This window comes from Streptomyces sp. NPDC002926, assembly GCF_053591755.1.
The window spans coordinates 66,262-81,760 of the sequence record NZ_JBSFUK010000025.1 but is presented as its reverse complement, the minus strand read 5'-3'; the positions used below and the strand labels follow the sequence as shown (position 1 = coordinate 81,760).

13 protein-coding genes, 1 rRNA gene, 1 pseudogene and 1 riboswitch are annotated in these 15,499 nt (G+C 68.2%); of the genes and pseudogenes, 12 read left to right on the top strand and 3 right to left on the bottom strand.

Features of this window, described 5'->3' with window-relative positions; genetic code table 11:
• The 11 genes and pseudogenes from rrf to ACWDZ6_RS27285 all read left to right on the top strand — a co-directional run.
• Nucleotides 1-83 (top strand): 5S ribosomal RNA (gene rrf / locus ACWDZ6_RS27335); the annotation flags it as partial.
• Between the two features lie 147 nt (nt 84-230).
• Complete coding sequence (locus ACWDZ6_RS27330) at nt 231-839, top strand: CDP-alcohol phosphatidyltransferase family protein (RefSeq protein ID WP_366735815.1); 609 nt, start codon at nt 231-233, stop codon at nt 837-839.
• A gap of 112 nt (nt 840-951) precedes the next feature.
• On the top strand, nt 952-3,447 hold the full coding sequence (locus ACWDZ6_RS27325) for a sugar phosphate nucleotidyltransferase (protein ID WP_451504942.1): 2,496 nt from the start codon (nt 952-954) through the stop codon (nt 3,445-3,447).
• A 97-nt stretch (nt 3,448-3,544) separates the two neighbouring features.
• Nucleotides 3,545-4,474, top strand: coding sequence for a DUF881 domain-containing protein (locus tag ACWDZ6_RS27320; RefSeq protein ID WP_451504941.1), 930 nt, complete (start codon nt 3,545-3,547; stop codon nt 4,472-4,474).
• Nucleotides 4,471-4,803 (top strand): small basic family protein, encoded by a 333-nt coding sequence (locus ACWDZ6_RS27315; protein WP_003970459.1) that lies wholly within the window; start codon nt 4,471-4,473, stop codon nt 4,801-4,803. Before ACWDZ6_RS27320 ends, ACWDZ6_RS27315 begins: the two co-directional genes overlap by 4 nt.
• Nucleotides 4,804-4,808: 5 nt before the next feature.
• A complete protein-coding gene (locus ACWDZ6_RS27310; protein ID WP_451504940.1) occupies nt 4,809-5,723 on the top strand; it encodes a DUF881 domain-containing protein in 915 nt (304 codons plus the stop codon).
• A gap of 147 nt (nt 5,724-5,870) precedes the next feature.
• The gene (locus ACWDZ6_RS27305) at nt 5,871-6,752 is read left to right on the top strand and encodes an FHA domain-containing protein (RefSeq protein ID WP_451504944.1); all 882 of its coding nucleotides are present in this window, start codon (nt 5,871-5,873) and stop codon (nt 6,750-6,752) included.
• A gap of 40 nt (nt 6,753-6,792) precedes the next feature.
• The gene (gene ftsR / locus ACWDZ6_RS27300; protein WP_451504939.1) at nt 6,793-7,536 is read left to right on the top strand and encodes a transcriptional regulator FtsR; all 744 of its coding nucleotides are present in this window, start codon (nt 6,793-6,795) and stop codon (nt 7,534-7,536) included.
• A 53-nt stretch (nt 7,537-7,589) separates the two neighbouring features.
• Nucleotides 7,590-8,063, top strand: coding sequence for a bifunctional nuclease family protein (locus tag ACWDZ6_RS27295; RefSeq protein WP_006123076.1), 474 nt, complete (start codon nt 7,590-7,592; stop codon nt 8,061-8,063).
• Between the two features lie 167 nt (nt 8,064-8,230).
• The gene (locus ACWDZ6_RS27290; RefSeq protein WP_389183412.1) at nt 8,231-8,800 is read left to right on the top strand and encodes a MerR family transcriptional regulator; all 570 of its coding nucleotides are present in this window, start codon (nt 8,231-8,233) and stop codon (nt 8,798-8,800) included.
• Nucleotides 8,801-8,838: 38 nt separating this feature from the next.
• Nucleotides 8,839-10,305 (top strand): annotated as a pseudogene (locus ACWDZ6_RS27285) (DNA polymerase IV); the annotation flags it as partial.
• Here the strand turns inward: ACWDZ6_RS27285 and ACWDZ6_RS27280 are convergent.
• Entirely contained in the window at nt 10,236-10,670 is a 435-nt protein-coding gene (locus ACWDZ6_RS27280; RefSeq protein WP_366735809.1) for a PRC-barrel domain-containing protein, read from the bottom strand. The pseudogene ACWDZ6_RS27285 and the gene ACWDZ6_RS27280 sit on opposite strands and share 70 nt — an antisense overlap.
• A gap of 114 nt (nt 10,671-10,784) precedes the next feature.
• Nucleotides 10,785-10,882: riboswitch (glycine riboswitch) on the top strand.
• A 177-nt stretch (nt 10,883-11,059) separates the two neighbouring features.
• On the opposite strand from ACWDZ6_RS27280, the gene gcvP reads away from it, so the two are divergent.
• Nucleotides 11,060-13,945, top strand: coding sequence for an aminomethyl-transferring glycine dehydrogenase (gene gcvP / locus ACWDZ6_RS27275; protein WP_451504938.1), 2,886 nt, complete (start codon nt 11,060-11,062; stop codon nt 13,943-13,945).
• 74 nt (nt 13,946-14,019) lie between these two features.
• Here gcvP and ACWDZ6_RS27270 read toward each other — a convergent pair whose 3' ends face one another.
• Nucleotides 14,020-14,226 (bottom strand): DUF5999 family protein, encoded by a 207-nt coding sequence (locus tag ACWDZ6_RS27270; protein ID WP_326648482.1) that lies wholly within the window; start codon nt 14,224-14,226, stop codon nt 14,020-14,022.
• 286 nt (nt 14,227-14,512) lie between these two features.
• Nucleotides 14,513-15,100: a hypothetical protein gene (locus ACWDZ6_RS27265; RefSeq protein WP_326648481.1), complete on the bottom strand. Its 588-nt coding sequence runs from the start codon at nt 15,098-15,100 to the stop codon at nt 14,513-14,515.
• Nucleotides 15,101-15,499 lie beyond the last annotated feature (399 nt).

The following is a 15,499-nucleotide window of genomic DNA, read 5'->3' as shown; positions in this document are numbered from 1 at the left end:
ACATTCCGAACCCGGAAGCTAAGCCTTTCAGCGCCGATGGTACTGCAGGGGGGACCCTGTGGGAGAGTAGGACACCGCCGAACAATCATTGTGGGAAAGCCCCGCACCGTCATGGTGCGGGGCTTTTCTGCGTTCGGAACCCATTGCGCCAACCCCTGTGTAGGACCAGCGCATGGCTGAGGGTAGGGTCAGGGGGCATCGTTGGCACGTTCCGCACAGGAGGCTCCCGGGTGGAGGTCCAGGAGACCCGCGTTCAGACGGACCGGGTACTCACCATCCCCAACATCCTCAGCATGGCGCGCCTGCTTGGCGTGCCTCTCTTCCTGTGGCTGATTCTCCGCCCCGAGTTCGGGGGCCCCAAGAGCGATGGCTGGGCGTTGCTGGTGCTGATGCTCAGCGGTGTCACCGACTATCTCGACGGCAAGCTTGCCCGCCGATGGAACCAGATCAGCACCCTCGGCCGGCTTCTGGATCCCGCCGCCGACCGTCTCTACATCCTCTCCACCCTCGTCGGACTGACCTGGCGCGAGATCCTACCCATCTGGCTCACCGCGGCCCTATTGGCTCGGGAACTGATGCTGCTGGTGATGGTGGGTATCCTCCGCAGGCACGGTTATCCGCCGCCCCAGGTGAACTTCCTGGGCAAGGCAGCCACGTTCAACCTGATGTATGCCTTCCCGTTGCTGCTCCTCAGCGACGGCAAGGGGTGGCTTGCGTCACTCGCTGCTATTTTCGGATGGGCGTTCGCGGTATGGGGTACAACACTGTATTGGTGGGCAGGGATCCTCTATGTGGTCCAGGTCCGCCGCCTCGTCAAGGCGGATGCAGTGGCCGATTGACCTCGTCGATGTGTTGCCGCGCAGTGTTGCCGGCCGCGCATGACGCCAAAGCGGCTCTTTGGACGGGTGAAGTCGGCTAGACCGTCGTCTCTTCAAGGAGGACGCTTCCGACATGAAGGCCGTCGTGATGGCCGGTGGCGAAGGAACTCGACTTCGCCCCATGACCTCGAGTATGCCCAAGCCGCTCCTGCCGGTGGTCAACCGGCCGATCATGGAGCATGTGCTGCGGTTGCTCAAGCGGCATGGGCTCAATGAGACCGTCGTAACCGTGCAGTTTCTCGCCTCGCTCGTCAAGAACTACTTCGGCGACGGTGAAGAGCTCGGGATGGAGCTCACCTATGCCAATGAGGAGAAGCCACTCGGCACTGCGGGGAGCGTGAAGAACGCCGAGGAGGCGCTGAAGGACGATACGTTCCTCGTCATCTCCGGTGATGCGCTGACCGACTTCGACCTCACCGATCTGATCGCCTTCCACAGGGAGAAGGGCGGACTGGTCACGGTCTGTCTGACCCGGGTGCCGAATCCACTGGAATTCGGTATCACCATCGTGGACGAAGGCGGAAAGGTCGAGCGCTTCCTGGAGAAGCCGACCTGGGGACAGGTTTTCTCGGACACCGTCAATACGGGCATCTATGTCATGGAGCCCGAGGTATTCGACTACGTCGAGGCCGATGTTTCCGTGGACTGGTCCGGTGATGTGTTCCCGCAGCTCATGAAGGAAGGCAAGCCGATCTACGGCTATGTCGCCGAGGGCTACTGGGAGGACGTGGGCACGCACGAAAGCTATGTGAAGGCACAGGCGGATGTCCTCGAGGGCAAGGTCGATGTGGAGATCGACGGATTCGAGATCTCGCCGGGTGTCTGGGTCGCGGAAGGCGCGGAAGTACACCCCGACGCCGTGCTCCGCGGTCCGCTGTACATCGGCGACTACGCCAAGGTCGAAGCCGATGTGGAGATCCGCGAGCACACCGTCGTCGGGTCCAACGTGGTCGTCAAGAGCGGCGCCTTTCTCCACAGGGCCGTGATCCACGACAACGTCTACATCGGTGACCACTGCAATCTCCGGGGCTGCGTGATCGGCAAGAACACCGACATCATGCGTGCCGCGCGCATCGAGGACGGCGCCGTGATCGGTGACGAGTGCCTCGTGGGCGAGGAATCGATCATCCAGGGCAATGTGCGGGTCTACCCGTTCAAGACGATCGAGGCCGGCGCCTTCGTCAATACCTCCGTCATCTGGGAGTCGCGGGGCCAGGCGCATCTCTTCGGAGCTCGCGGAGTCACCGGCATCCTCAATGTGGAGATCACGCCCGAGCTGGCGGTGCGGCTGGCGGGTGCGTACGCCACCACTCTCAAGAAGGGGGCGACGGTCACCACGGCGCGTGACCACTCCCGGGGTGCCCGCGCGCTGAAGCGGGCCGTGATCTCGGCGCTGCAGACCAGTGCCATCGATGTACGAGATCTGGAGAACGTGCCGCTGCCGGTCGCCCGACAGCAGACCGCGCGGGGAAGCGCCGGCGGCATCATGATCCGTACGTCGCCGGGTGTGCCGGACTCCGTGGACATCATGTTCATCGACGAGCGCGGAGCGGACCTCTCGCAGGGCGGACAGCGAAAGCTGGACCGGGTGTACGCGCGCCAGGAGTACCGGCGTGCGTTCCCGGGCGAGATCGGGGATCTGCACTTCCCGTCCAGCGTCTTCGACTCGTACACCGGCTCACTGCTGCGCAATGTCGACACCTCGGGCATCGCCGAATCGGGGCTCAAAGTCGTCATCGACGCATCCAACGGCAGTGCCGGACTTGTGCTGCCCAACCTGCTCGGACGGCTCGGTGTGGACGCCCTGACGATCAACCCGGGGCTCGACGAGTCGCGGCCCACCGAAACGGCGGACACCCGCCGGTCCGGGATGGTGCGGCTGGGCGAGATCGTGGCCTCCGCGCGGGCAGCCTTCGGCGTGCGCTTCGACCCCGTCGGCGAGCGGCTGTCCCTCGTTGACGAGCGGGGGCGGATCGTCGAGGACGATCGCGCGCTGCTGGTGCTGCTCGACCTGGTCGCGGCCGAACGGCGCAGCGGGCGGGTGGCCCTGCCGGTGACGACCACCAGGATCGCCGAGCAGGTGGCGGCGTACCACGGCACTCAGGTGGAATGGACGACCACATCGCCCGACGATCTGACGCGTGTGTGCCGGGAGGAAACCACCATCTTCGGCGGAGACGGCCGTGGTGGCTTCATCGTTCCGGAGTTCAGCAGTGTCTTCGACGGCTTCGCGGCCTTTGTCCGGCTGGTCGGCCTGGTGGCTCGTACGCAGCTCACGCTGAGCCAGATCGACGCCCGGATCCCGCGGGCGCATGTGCTGCGGCGTGATCTGGCGACGCCGTGGGCGGTCAAGGGACTCGTGATGCGACGTGTCGTCGAGGCGGCCGGCGACCGGGATGTCGATACGACCGACGGTGTGCGGATCGTCGAGCCCGACGGCCGCTGGGTCATGGTGCTTCCCGACCCCGCGGAGGCCGTCACTCATCTGTGGGCCGAGGGCCCGGACGACGCCTCGGCGCAGGCGCTGCTCGACGAGTGGTCCGCCGTCCTGGACAGCGCAGGTCTCTAGCCTGGGGCCGGTGTGTCGGGAGTTGTCTGTGGACGGCTTCCGGCACACCGGTGGGGCCATTCGGCGGTAGCAGCCGCGACGTGCGACGATGTGCGGCATGTCGCAGCAGCACCCCGTTCGGAGCACCGGCTCTCCACCTCCGCGTCCCGATGCGTCCATGTCGCTGCTGACGAATGTCATGGAGCACAGCCTCGACGACGGATACGCGGAGGCGACGGCCCGCCGGGCGGCGGAAGGCGGCGGGCTGCCCCGTCCGCTGCGTGCGAAGCTCGGTCTCGCCGCCGGCCTGGTACTCGCGGCCCTGGTCGTGACCGTCGGAGCCGCGCAGGCGCGGATATCCGCACCGGTCGTGGCGAAGGAGCGCGAGGAGCTCATCGACCGTATCGACGCGGAGACCACTGCTGCGGACGAGCTCGAACGCAGTGTCGACACGCTCCGTGAGCAGGTGGGGGACCGGCAGCGGAAGGCGCTCAAGACCGGAGGCGGGGGGCAGGGGGAACTGGTCGCGCTGCTCTCCGGTGCCACAGAGGTCCAGGGGCCGGGCGTGAAGCTCGTCGTCGATGACGCGAAGGACACCGAGCAGGGCGGCGACGGACCGCGGGCGAGCAGCGGCTTCAACGACACGGGCCGGGTGCGGGACCGCGATATGCAGCGGATCGTCAACGGCCTGTGGGAGTCCGGCGCGGAGGCTGTCGCCATCAACGGTCAGCGGTTGACCGCCCTGTCTGCGATCCGTGCGGCGGGCGACGCCATACTGGTGGACAACAAACCGCTGGTGCCGCCGTACACGGTGCTTGCGGTGGGGGACGGGAAGAAGTTGAGCACCGCCTTCCAGGACAGTGCCGACGGGCAGTATCTGCACGCGCTGCAGGAGAACTTCGGTATCCGCACGAGCATTTCCGACCAGGAAAAGGTGCGTCTGCCGGCGGCGCCCAGCTTGATCGTACGTACAGCAGAGCCGAAGACCGCCGACGCCGGAAAGGGCAACGGGCAGGATACGGCTGACACAGGGAAGGGCACATCGTGATCGCCGTACTGGGCCTCGTCGTGGGAGTCGTGGTCGGACTGTTGGTCCGACCCGAAGTACCGGCGGTGGTCGAGCCCTATCTGCCGATCGCCGTCGTCGCGGCTCTCGACGCCGTATTCGGTGGCCTGCGGGCCATGCTTGACGGCATCTTCGTCGACAAGGTCTTCGTTGTCTCCTTCCTGTCGAATGTGGTGGTGGCCGCGCTGATCGTGTTCCTGGGCGACAAGTTGGGCGTCGGTGCCCAGCTGTCCACGGGTGTGGTGGTCGTGCTCGGTATCCGGATCTTCTCCAACGCTGCCGCGATCCGCCGGCATGTGTTCCGGGCGTGAGGCCGATGAACAGCGAAGAGAACCCGAAGGGCGAGGAGCCGGAGTCGGTGACGCCCCCTGCGGAGGAGCAGCCCGGGAAGCAGGTCGGCGAGCAGCCTGAAGAGCAGGCCGGCGAGCAGCCTGAAGAGCAGGCCGGCGAGCAGCCCGGGAAGCAGGTCGGCGAGCAGCCTGAAGAGCAGACCGGCGAGCACCTCGGGGAGCAGACCGGCCGGCAGCGGCTCGTCGCGGTGTTGTGGCCGCCGCGGGTCACGCGCGCTCAACTCATCGTCGCCCTGCTGCTGTTCGTCCTCGGTCTTGGACTCGCCATCCAGGTCCGTTCGAACAGTGACAACAGTGCGCTGCGTGGCGCCCGCCAGGAGGACCTGGTGCGCATCCTGGACGAGCTCGACAACCGCACCCAGCGGCTCGAGGACGAGAAGCAGCGTCTGGAGGACCAGCGCACCGAGCTGGAGAGCAGCTCGGACCAGGCCGAGGAAGCGCGCAAGCAGACACTGCAGAAGGAACAGCAGCTGGGCATCCTGGCCGGCACAGTCGCGGCGCAGGGACCGGGCATCACGCTGACCATCCAGGACCCGTCCGGCACCGTCGAGTCGGACATGCTGCTCGACGCGATCCAGGAGCTGCGCGCCGCGGGTGCGGAGGCGATCCAGGTCAACGACACCAGGGTCGTGGCGGACACGTATTTCACCGGCACCGGCGGCGACATCGAGGTGGACGGCAAGCGGATCACCGCGCCGTACACGTTCAAGGTCATCGGCAAGCCGCAGGATCTGGAGCCCGCCCTGAACATCCCGGGCGGTGTGGTGCAGACGCTGGAGAAGGAGCAGGCCACGGCCACGGTAGCGCGGTCGGAGAAGATCGTTGTGGATGCGTTGAGACCTGCGAAGCGGCCTGACTACGCTCGGTCGTCATCGCAGTGAGGCGGGGAGTATGAGGTCCGGCGGACGAGGGCATGAGGGTTCGGGGGGTCGGCACATCACAAGCGTGGTGCGTGGTGGAAACTGTCTTGCGGTTTCGGACGTTGTGATGATGTCCGGGTCGGCAGGTCTGATCATTGAGGGTTCGTCCTGCCCCACGGGCGGGTCTATTTCGGTCAAGGGGAATCGCCCGTGAAGTTGTTTGGGAAGTTGTTCGGCAAGAGCGCACGCGAGGACGGCGGCAACGCCCGGCACCGCGCGCCACGCCACGGCCAGAGTGAGGAGCAGGGCGCGGAGCGGCCGCTCTTCCGGGATGAGGTGGGTGGTCCGGGTGGTGACATTTCGGGCGGTCAGGGCGCGTCATCTGTTGACCCTGCCGGTCCCGGCCGCATAGGTTTCGGGGAACCATCAACCTCAAGTACGGGTGGAGGGTTTACCTCCGACCCGTATGCGACCAATCCCCACGCGGGGCAGCCGCGGCAGGAGGACCCGTCCATGTCGGCCTTGGTTTGTACGAGGTGTGGGCACCGCAATGCCGAGGCCAGCCGGTTCTGCTCCAACTGCGGTGCGCCGCTGCGGGGCGGAGCGCCGGCGGAGCGCGCCTCGGAGACGACCTCGACGATCTCCATCTCCGGCATCGAGGCCTACGACGCCGAGGTGACCGGACAGACCGCGGTTCCTTCGCTGTCGCCCGAGGCTCAGGCGGCCGTCGACGCGCTGCCGCTCGGCTCGGCACTTCTCGTGGTGCGCCGCGGTCCGAACTCCGGCAGCCGGTTCCTGCTGGACGGTGAGCTGACCACGGCCGGCCGCCACCCGCAGAGCGACATCTTCCTCGACGACGTGACGGTCTCGCGGCGTCATGTGGAGTTCCGCAGAGGGCCGGACGGCCGCTTCGGCGTCGCCGACGTCGGCAGTCTGAACGGCACGTACGTCAACCGCGAGCGGATCGACTCGGTCCTCCTGTCGAACGGCGACGAAGTCCAGATCGGCAAGTACCGGCTGGTCTTCTACGCCAGCCAGCGGGGCGTGTGACCCTCCCCAGACTCCGTCCGGGGGGACCCCAGGAAGGCACATGCGGCGAACACCGACGGGCGGTGCCGGTCACGGCACCGCCACCGCGGGCAACCGGCTGATGAGTATCGGCACGGTGCTCAGTCAGCTGCGCGACGAGTTTCCCGAAGTCACCATCTCCAAGATCCGCTTTTTGGAGGCCGAAGGACTGGTCGAGCCGCGGCGGACGCCGTCCGGGTATCGCAAGTTCAGCCCGGAGGACGTGGAGCGGCTGGCACAGGTGCTGCGGATGCAGCGGGACCACTATCTTCCGCTGAAGGTCATCCGGGAGCATCTCGACGCCCTGGGGCGCGGTGAGCAGGTGCAGCTGCCCGCGCAGGGCGCGCAGCGGGAACTGCTCGACGGCCCCTGGGATGCGGAGTCCGAACGTCCGACCGCTGCCCGGGTGGGTCGCGCGGAGCTTCTCGCGTCCGCCGAGGTGAGCGAGGAGGAGGTGGCCGAGTGGGAGTCGTACGGCCTTCTCGCGGCGGACGAGGACGGCGCCTACGACGCCGAGTCGGTCACCGTGGCCAGGCTTGTCGCGGATCTGGGGAGATTCGGACTCGAGCCGCGGCATCTGCGTGCCATGAAAGCCGCTGCCGAGCGTGAGGCCGGGCTCGTGGAACAGGTGGTTGCACCCTTGCGGCGGCACCGCAATCCGCAGACCAGGGCCCATGCCGAGGCGACCACGAAGGAGCTTGCGGCCCTTTCCGTACGGCTCCATGCGGCCCTTGTGCAGACGGCACTCGGGGTACGGCTCCACTGATCATGGGGGAGCCCGACTACCCAAACCGGTCGGGCACGTCCTAGGGTTGCTGTGTGAACGAGCTCGACGTTGTGGGTGTCCGGGTCGAAATGCCCTCGAACCAACCGATCGTGCTCCTGCGTGAAGTGGGAGGCGACCGGTACCTCCCCATTTGGATCGGTCCCGGGGAGGCGACCGCCATTGCCTTTGCCCAGCAAGGCATGGCTCCTGCCAGGCCGCTGACCCATGACCTCTTCAAGGATGTGCTGGAGGCGGTGGGGCAGGAGCTCACCGAGGTCCGCATCACTGACTTGCGTGAAGGGGTCTTCTACGCGGAGCTGGTCTTCGCCAGCGGAGTCGAGGTGAGCGCCAGACCGTCCGACGCCATAGCGCTGGCCCTGCGCACCGGTACGCCGATCTACGGCAGTGACGGGGTGCTCGACGACGCGGGAATCGCGATCCCGGACGAGCAGGAGGACGAGGTGGAGAAGTTCCGCGAGTTCCTCGATCAGATCTCGCCGGAGGACTTCGGCACCAACAGTCAGTGACCGCCCAGCCGGGCTCTGTTGGCGCATTCGAGCAGCCTTTCCCCGAATAGGGGCACGGGAAACCACTCTCAGGGTGATTATCACTCGGCGTGCCGAGTGTGGCGATCGTTGACGCACCCCGGGCGACTGCCTACCGTCGAGATGGCAGGTCAAGGACGGAGGTCGGCGTGAGCAGCAGCGGCGACGGTACGGCGGCAGGCGGGCCGTACCCGCTTCACGACAGCGCGGCCGACCTCTCTACGGAGACGATCGGCTACCGCGGGCCCACCGCGTGTGCGGCGGCGGGCATCACCTATCGGCAGCTCGACTACTGGGCGCGTACGGGCCTGGTCGAGCCCAGTGTGCGGTCGGCGTACGGCTCCGGAACCCAACGGCTCTACAGCTTCCGCGACGTGGTCGTCCTCAAGATCGTCAAGCGTTTCCTGGACACCGGCGTCGCGCTGCAGAACATCCGTGCCGCGGTGCAGCATCTGAGAGCCCGCGGCTTCACCGATCTCGAACGTATGACGCTGATGAGCGACGGCGCGACGGTCTACGAGTGCTCCTCGCCCGACGAGGTGGTCGATCTGCTGCAGGGCGGCCAGGGCGTCTTCGGGATCGCCGTGGGCGTGGTGTGGCGGGATGTCGAGGCCGCGCTCTCGCAACTGCACGGCGAGCGGGTCGACACCGGCGAGACCCTGGTCGGGAACAATCCCGCCGACGAGCTGGCCAGACGCAGGCGCGACCGGGCCGTCTGACGCCTCCGTTGTCAGTGGCGTAGGGCAGCATCGGAGATGTGAGAACCGCGCCGACGATTCTGCATCTGGACATGGATGCCTTCTTCGCCGCCGCCGAACAGGCGGCGAAGCCGAGTCTGCGCGGGAAGCCGGTGGTGGTCGGCGGGCTCGGGCCGCGCGGAGTCGTCGCCACCGCTTCGTACGAGGCCAGACGGTTCGGTGTGCACTCCGCGATGCCGATGGCGCAGGCCAGGCGGCTGGCGCCGAACGCCGCGTATCTCGTGCCGCGTTTCTCCCTCTACCGGGCGGTCAGCGAGCAGGTGATGGAACTGCTGGGCGGACTCTCGCCGCTGGTGGAGCCGCTGAGCCTGGACGAGGCCTTTGTGGACCTGGAGGCGGGCGGCTCGGCCGACGACTCGGCGTCGGCCAGGGCCACCGGTGAGCGGCTGCGCGCCGATATCCGAGCGGTCACGGGGCTCACTGGTTCGGTCGGGCTCGCGGGGTCCAAGATGCTCGCCAAAATCGCCTCCGAGCAGGCAAAGCCCGACGGCCTGGTCCTCATCGAGCCCGGCACGGAGCGAGAGCTGCTCGGGCCGATGTCCGTGCGTACGCTGCCCGGGGTCGGGCCGGCGACCGGGGAGCATCTGCGGCGGGCCGGAATGACGACCGTGGCCGATCTGGCGGAGGCGGGCGAGGACGAGCTCGTACGTCTGCTGGGCAAGGCACACGGAGCCTCGCTGTTCCGGATGGCGGTGGGGCGCGACGACCGGCCGGTGGTGGCCGAGAGGGACGCGAAGTCGGTGTCGGTGGAGGACACCTTCGATGTGGATCTGCACGACCGGGTACGGGTGCGGATCGAGGTGGAGCGGCTTGCCGAGCGGTGCGTGCAGCGGCTGCGGTCGTCCGGGCACTCGGGGCGGACCATCGTGCTGAAGGTACGGCGGTACGACTTCTCGACGCTGACGCGCTCCGAGACGCTGCGCGGGCCGACGGACGACCCCGCGGTGGTGCGGGAGGCCGCCGGGCGGCTGCTGGAGGCTGTGGACACCACGGGCGGGGTTCGGCTGCTGGGAGTGGGCGTGACCGGGCTCGCCGACTACACGCAGGAGGATCTGTTCGCCCAGGCCGCAGCCGGTGAGCAGGCCGAGGCCGGGGAGCCGGACGGCGATCCGGAGCCGCACGAGGCCGGCGAACGGGCCGGCGAAGGGGCCGGCACCGTAGGTGCGGAACAAAAGCCGCCCGCCGAGCGGCGCTGGCCGGCCGGGCATGACGTACGGCATGCCGAGTACGGGGCAGGGTGGGTGCAGGGCAGCGGGGTGGGGCGGGTGACGGTGCGGTTCGAGGAGCCGTGGTCGCGGCGGCCGGGGCGGGTGCGCACCTTCATGGTCGACGACCCGGACCTGGAGCCGGGCGATCCGCTGCCGCTGGTGGCACCGCCTGCGGCAGCGGACGCCGCTCAGTCCTCCCGGCCAGCCAGCCGGCCGAAGTCCCGGTCGGGTCGGGAGCCGGGGCCGGAGCCGGAGTCCCCGTCGGACGGGCCCGAGGGGTCGGAGGAGGCGGCAGGCGTCTCGGGAGCTTCGGGGAGTTCGAGTCCGTAGTGGTGGTAGAGCTGGAGCTCCTGCTCGGGGGAGAGATGGCGGCCGACACCGAAGTCGGGGGCATCCTTGATCAGCGCGCGCTCGTACGGGACGCGCAGGGTGTCGTTGACGACCTTGCTGGGCTCGAGCGGGACGAAGGCGTCCCGGCTGAAGAGGCCCGTGCGCACGGCCGCCCACTCGGGCGCCCCTGTCGCATCGTCCAGATACACCTCGTCCACAGTCCCGATTTTGGTGCCATGGCTGTCGAACGCCTTGCGGCCGATCAGGCTGCGCGGATCGATATCGGTCTGCACGGTCCCTCCAATAGGTCGCAACTGGTGTTTAAATACTACAAAAGTGCACATCGGAGGTATCGGCCACTCGAGCGATCGACGACGAGGCGCGCTGGTAGGCTGGCTAACGGCTGCTGACCCCGTGCGGGAGAGTCCTCCGGTGAAAGTACCGGCGGCGCCGAAGGAGCAAATCCTCCCCGGAATCTCTCAGGCCCCTGTACCGCACGGACGAGGTCACTCTGGAAAGCAGGGCGGGCGTCGGACGGCATCCGCTCTCACCGACGGTGAAAGTCGGCGTGCCCTGTGCGCGTCGGTGAAGCTCTCAGGTTGAGATGACAGAGGGGGAGGCCGTCCGGGCATCCGCGCCGTGGTGCCCCTCGTAGGTCGTGTCTGACCAGGAGGCCTCCTTAATGACCGCCAACCGCATTCCGCTCTCCCAACTGGAGCGAGGCACCCCCTTCGAGCAGCGCCACATCGGGCCCGACGCCGGGGCTCAGGCCAAGATGCTCGCGCAGGTGGGCTACGGCTCGCTCGACGAGCTGACCTCCGCCGCGGTGCCCGATGTGATCAAGAGCGCCGAGGCGCTGAACCTCCCGGGCGCCCGCACCGAAGCCGACGTTCTCGCCGAGCTGCGCACCCTCGCCGACCGCAATCAGGTGCTGGCGCCGATGATCGGCCTCGGCTACTACGGCACCTTCACGCCGCCGGTCATCCTGCGCAATGTCATGGAGAGCCCGGCCTGGTACACCGCCTACACGCCGTACCAGCCGGAGATCTCGCAGGGGCGGCTCGAGGCACTGCTGAACTTCCAGACGATGGTGGCCGATCTGACCGGCCTGCCCACCTCCGGCGCATCGCTGCTCGACGAGGCCACCGCCGCCGCTGAGGCCATGTCGCTCGCCCGCCGCGTCGGCAAGGTCAAGGACGGTGTCTTCCTGGTCGACGCCGACGCGCTGCCCCAGACCATCGCGGTGATCCGGACCCGCGCCGAGCCGACCGGTGTCGAGGTCGTCACCGCGGATCTGAGCGAGGGCATTCCGGCCGAGATCGCCGAGCGCGGCGTCTTCGGCGTACTGCTGCAGTACCCGGGTGCCTCCGGTGCCGTACGGGACCTCAAGCCCGTCGTCGAGCAGGCGCACGAGCTCGGCGCGATCGTCACGGTCGCCGCCGATCTGCTGGCCCTGACCCTTCTCACGTCACCCGGCGAACTGGGTGCCGACATCGCCGTCGGCACCACCCAGCGCTTCGGTGTCCCGATGGGCTTCGGCGGTCCGCACGCCGGCTACATGGCGGTACGTGACAAGTTCGCCCGCAGCCTGCCGGGGCGCCTCGTCGGCGTCTCCGTGGACGCGGACGGCAACAGGGCCTACCGGCTCGCGCTGCAGACTCGTGAGCAGCACATCCGCCGGGAGAAGGCCACCAGCAACATCTGCACCGCGCAGGTGCTGCTCGCCGTCATGGCGGGGATGTACGCGGTCTACCACGGTCCCGAGGGCCTGCGGTCGATCGCACAGCGCACTCACCGCTATGCCGCGCTGCTCGAGGCGGGACTGCGGGCCGGCGGTGTGGAGGTCGTGCACGGTTCCTTCTTCGACACGGTGACCGCCCGGGTGCCGGGCAGGGCCGCCGAGGTCGTGGCCGCCGCACGCGAGGGCGGAGTGAACCTCCACCTCGTCGACGCCGACCAGGTCTCCATCTCCTGCGACGAGACCACCGGCCGTGAGCAGCTGTCCGCAGTCTGGTCCGCCTTCGGTGTCGAGGGCGACGTCGAGGCGCTCGACGCGACCACCGCGGAAACGTTGCCTCAGGCCCTGCTGAGGACCGACGACTACCTCACGCACCCCGTCTTCCACGAGCACCGTTCCGAGACCGCGATGCTGCGCTACCTGCGCAGGCTCGCAGACCGTGACTACGCGCTGGACCGCGGCATGATCCCGCTCGGCTCCTGCACCATGAAGCTGAACGCGACCACCGAGATGGAGTCGGTGACCTGGCCGGAGTTCGGGCAGATGCACCCCTTCGCCCCGGTCGAGCAGGCCGCCGGGTATCTCACGCTCATCCATGAGCTGGAGGAGCGCCTCGCCGAGGTCACCGGGTACGACGCGGTGTCCATCCAGCCCAACGCCGGTTCGCAGGGCGAGCTCGCGGGCCTGCTCGCCGTACGCGCGTATCACCGCGCCAACGGCGACGCCCAGCGCACCATCTGCCTCATCCCCTCCTCCGCGCACGGCACCAACGCCGCCAGCGCCGTGATGGCGGGCATGAAGGTCGTCGTGGTGAAGACCGCCGACGACGGCGAGGTGGACATCGAGGACCTCCGCGCCAAGATCGAGCAGTACCGCGACGAGCTGTCCGTGCTGATGATCACGTACCCGTCCACGCACGGTGTCTTCGAGGAGCACGTCGCCGACATCTGCGCGCAGGTGCACGACGCCGGCGGCCAGGTGTACGTCGACGGCGCCAACCTCAACGCGCTGGTGGGTCTCGCCAAGCCGGGCAAGTTCGGCGGCGACGTCTCGCACCTCAATCTGCACAAGACCTTCTGCATCCCGCACGGCGGCGGCGGTCCGGGCGTCGGCCCGGTCGGGGTACGGGCGCACCTCGCCCCCTACCTCCCGAACCACCCGCTCCAGCCGACCGCGGGACCGGAAACGGGCGTAGGGCCGATCTCGGCCGCGCCGTGGGGCTCGGCGGGCATCCTGCCGATCTCCTGGGCGTACGTACGTCTGATGGGTGGCGAAGGCCTCAAGCGCGCGACGCAGGTCGCCGTGCTCGCGGCCAACTACATCGCCAAGCGCCTTGAGCCGCACTACCCGGTGCTCTACACGGGCCCGGCCGGCCTGGTCGCGCACGAGTGCATCGTGGACCTGCGGCCGCTGTCGAAGGCGACCGGCGTCAGCGTCGACGACATCGCCAAGCGTCTGATCGACTACGGCTTCCACGCGCCGACGATGTCCTTCCCGGTGGCCGGCACACTGATGATCGAGCCCACCGAGAGTGAGGACCTGAACGAGATCGACCGCTTCTGCGACACGATGATCGCGATCCGCGGCGAGATCGAGAAGGTCGCCTCGGGCGAGTGGCCCGCGGAGGACAACCCGCTGCGCAACGCCCCGCACACGGCGGCGGCGCTCGGCGGGGAGTGGGAGCACGCCTACAGCCGGGACGAGGCCGTCTTCCCGGCCGGAGTGAGCGCCGCGGACAAGTACTGGCCGCCGGTGCGCAGGATCGACGGTGCGTTCGGCGACCGTAACCTCGTCTGCTCCTGCCCGCCGCTGGACGAGTACGACAACTGACGCGGGGAGCGCATGCGTCGGGGCCGGTGCGGAGAGAAGTCTCCGGCCGGCCCCCTTGTCGTACCGACGGCGCCTCAGGCGGCCGTCATCACCTGCCCGGTCTCCCGTGCCCGGTGCGGAGCGATGATCTGCCCGTCCGGCAGAAGCTCACCGGTGTCCTCGAAGAGCAGGACGCCGTTGCACAGCAGGCTCCAGCCCTGCTCCGGGTGGTGCGCCACGAGTCGGGCCGCTTCCCGGTCGGCTGAGTCGGATGTAGGGCAGAGTGGCTGGTGCTGGCACATGGGTGGGTTCTCTCGCTGCGTTGTAGTGAGTGTCCTGCGGCTTGATGAGGTGTTCATGGCCGCCCCCCGTATCTGTCGGTCGGCTCCCAGTGTTGCCCCACGGGCGTCAATCCGCAGGGATTTCGCGGCAGCTCTTCTTACTGGTTAAGGACGTATCACCCAGGCGGACGGTTCAGCTCAACTCCACTGTCCTTTCGGGTGGTTCAGGGGGGCCGGTATGGGCTAGTCCGGATGGAGCAGACGTGCGCCCCGCGACCGGCTGGTCACGGGGCGCGACGTGCGGTTTTCAGGCGGGTGAGCCGAGCAGCGGGGCAGGCGCGAGCCGCAGTGTCATCACGGGCAGCAGATCGGCGACGCGGTGCGGACGGTGTGCCGCGATGCCGGGTGGCGCCGGAGCCAGCGGCACCAGTACGTCCGTCGGCCGGGGGGTGCCGGCCGAGGCGTCGGCGTCCGTGTCGCCGTGCAGCCAGAGGGTGAGCATGTAGAGCTCGGGAATGGACAGCAGGCGCGGCTGGAAAGGGGTGTGCATCGACTCGGCCTGGCGCAGCGCCCGTTCGGTGGAGCTGAGGTAGGGGCCTTCGAAGAAGTGCGAGAAGGCCCAGCCGTCGGGGGTGAGCATCGTCTCCGCAGCGGCCACGGCTCGTTCGCCGCTGCGGATCAGGAAGCGCCAGCCGGCGAGGCGGGTGTAGGGGGCGCCGCCGCTCGGCACGATCTGGTCCAGTACGTGGACGGGTAGCGGGAGTTCGGGGCTCAGCGGGCCCTGGGCGGACCTGAGAGCGGGTGTGCGGGCTTCGCGGACGGCGGTGGGAGAACCGAGCGCCGTGAGGACGGTGCGCAGGGCAGGCGCGGGAGCCGGGGGGACATGCAGCGGCATGGTGGGTCGCCTCTCACTTCGGAGACACGTTGGAGCGTGGGCAGGTGCGGACGGCACTGTCAGCGTGCGGGGCCAGAGGGGGGCCGGAAAGGCCACCGGGCGCCAACTCTCTACCTCGTTTGCCGAGTTTATACGACACGTGTTCTCACAGTGTTTCTGCTAGCGGTCGCACGTATTTCCGGCAAGGTGGTATCAGGCCCTTCTCCGGCGGCCTTTCTACCGATATTTCGTGAAGGCGGGGCCGCGGCCTGGGATTTTCTCTTCGGCGCGGACGGCTGGAACCGGTCGGTGTTTTTCACCAGGCATCGGGCAGTGGTAACTGCGTACTGCACCATGCCTAAGGAATGTGCCACTGGAGCCTCTGCCCACACTACCGGTCGCGCGCTGAACGCGGGGCGT

Coding starts and splice junctions, on each gene's coding strand:
- ACWDZ6_RS27325 (WP_451504942.1), top strand. CDS start 952: ATGAAGGCCGTCGTGATGGCCGGTGGCGAAGGAACTCGACTTCGCCCC.
- ACWDZ6_RS27320 (WP_451504941.1), top strand. CDS start 3,545: ATGTCGCAGCAGCACCCCGTTCGGAGCACCGGCTCTCCACCTCCGCGT.
- ACWDZ6_RS27310 (WP_451504940.1), top strand. CDS start 4,809: ATGAACAGCGAAGAGAACCCGAAGGGCGAGGAGCCGGAGTCGGTGACG.
- ftsR (WP_451504939.1), top strand. CDS start 6,793: ATGCGGCGAACACCGACGGGCGGTGCCGGTCACGGCACCGCCACCGCG.
- gcvP (WP_451504938.1), top strand. CDS start 11,060: ATGACCGCCAACCGCATTCCGCTCTCCCAACTGGAGCGAGGCACCCCC.
- ACWDZ6_RS27270 (WP_326648482.1), bottom strand. CDS start 14,226: ATGTGCCAGCACCAGCCACTCTGCCCTACATCCGACTCAGCCGACCGG.
- ACWDZ6_RS27265 (WP_326648481.1), bottom strand. CDS start 15,100: ATGCCGCTGCATGTCCCCCCGGCTCCCGCGCCTGCCCTGCGCACCGTC.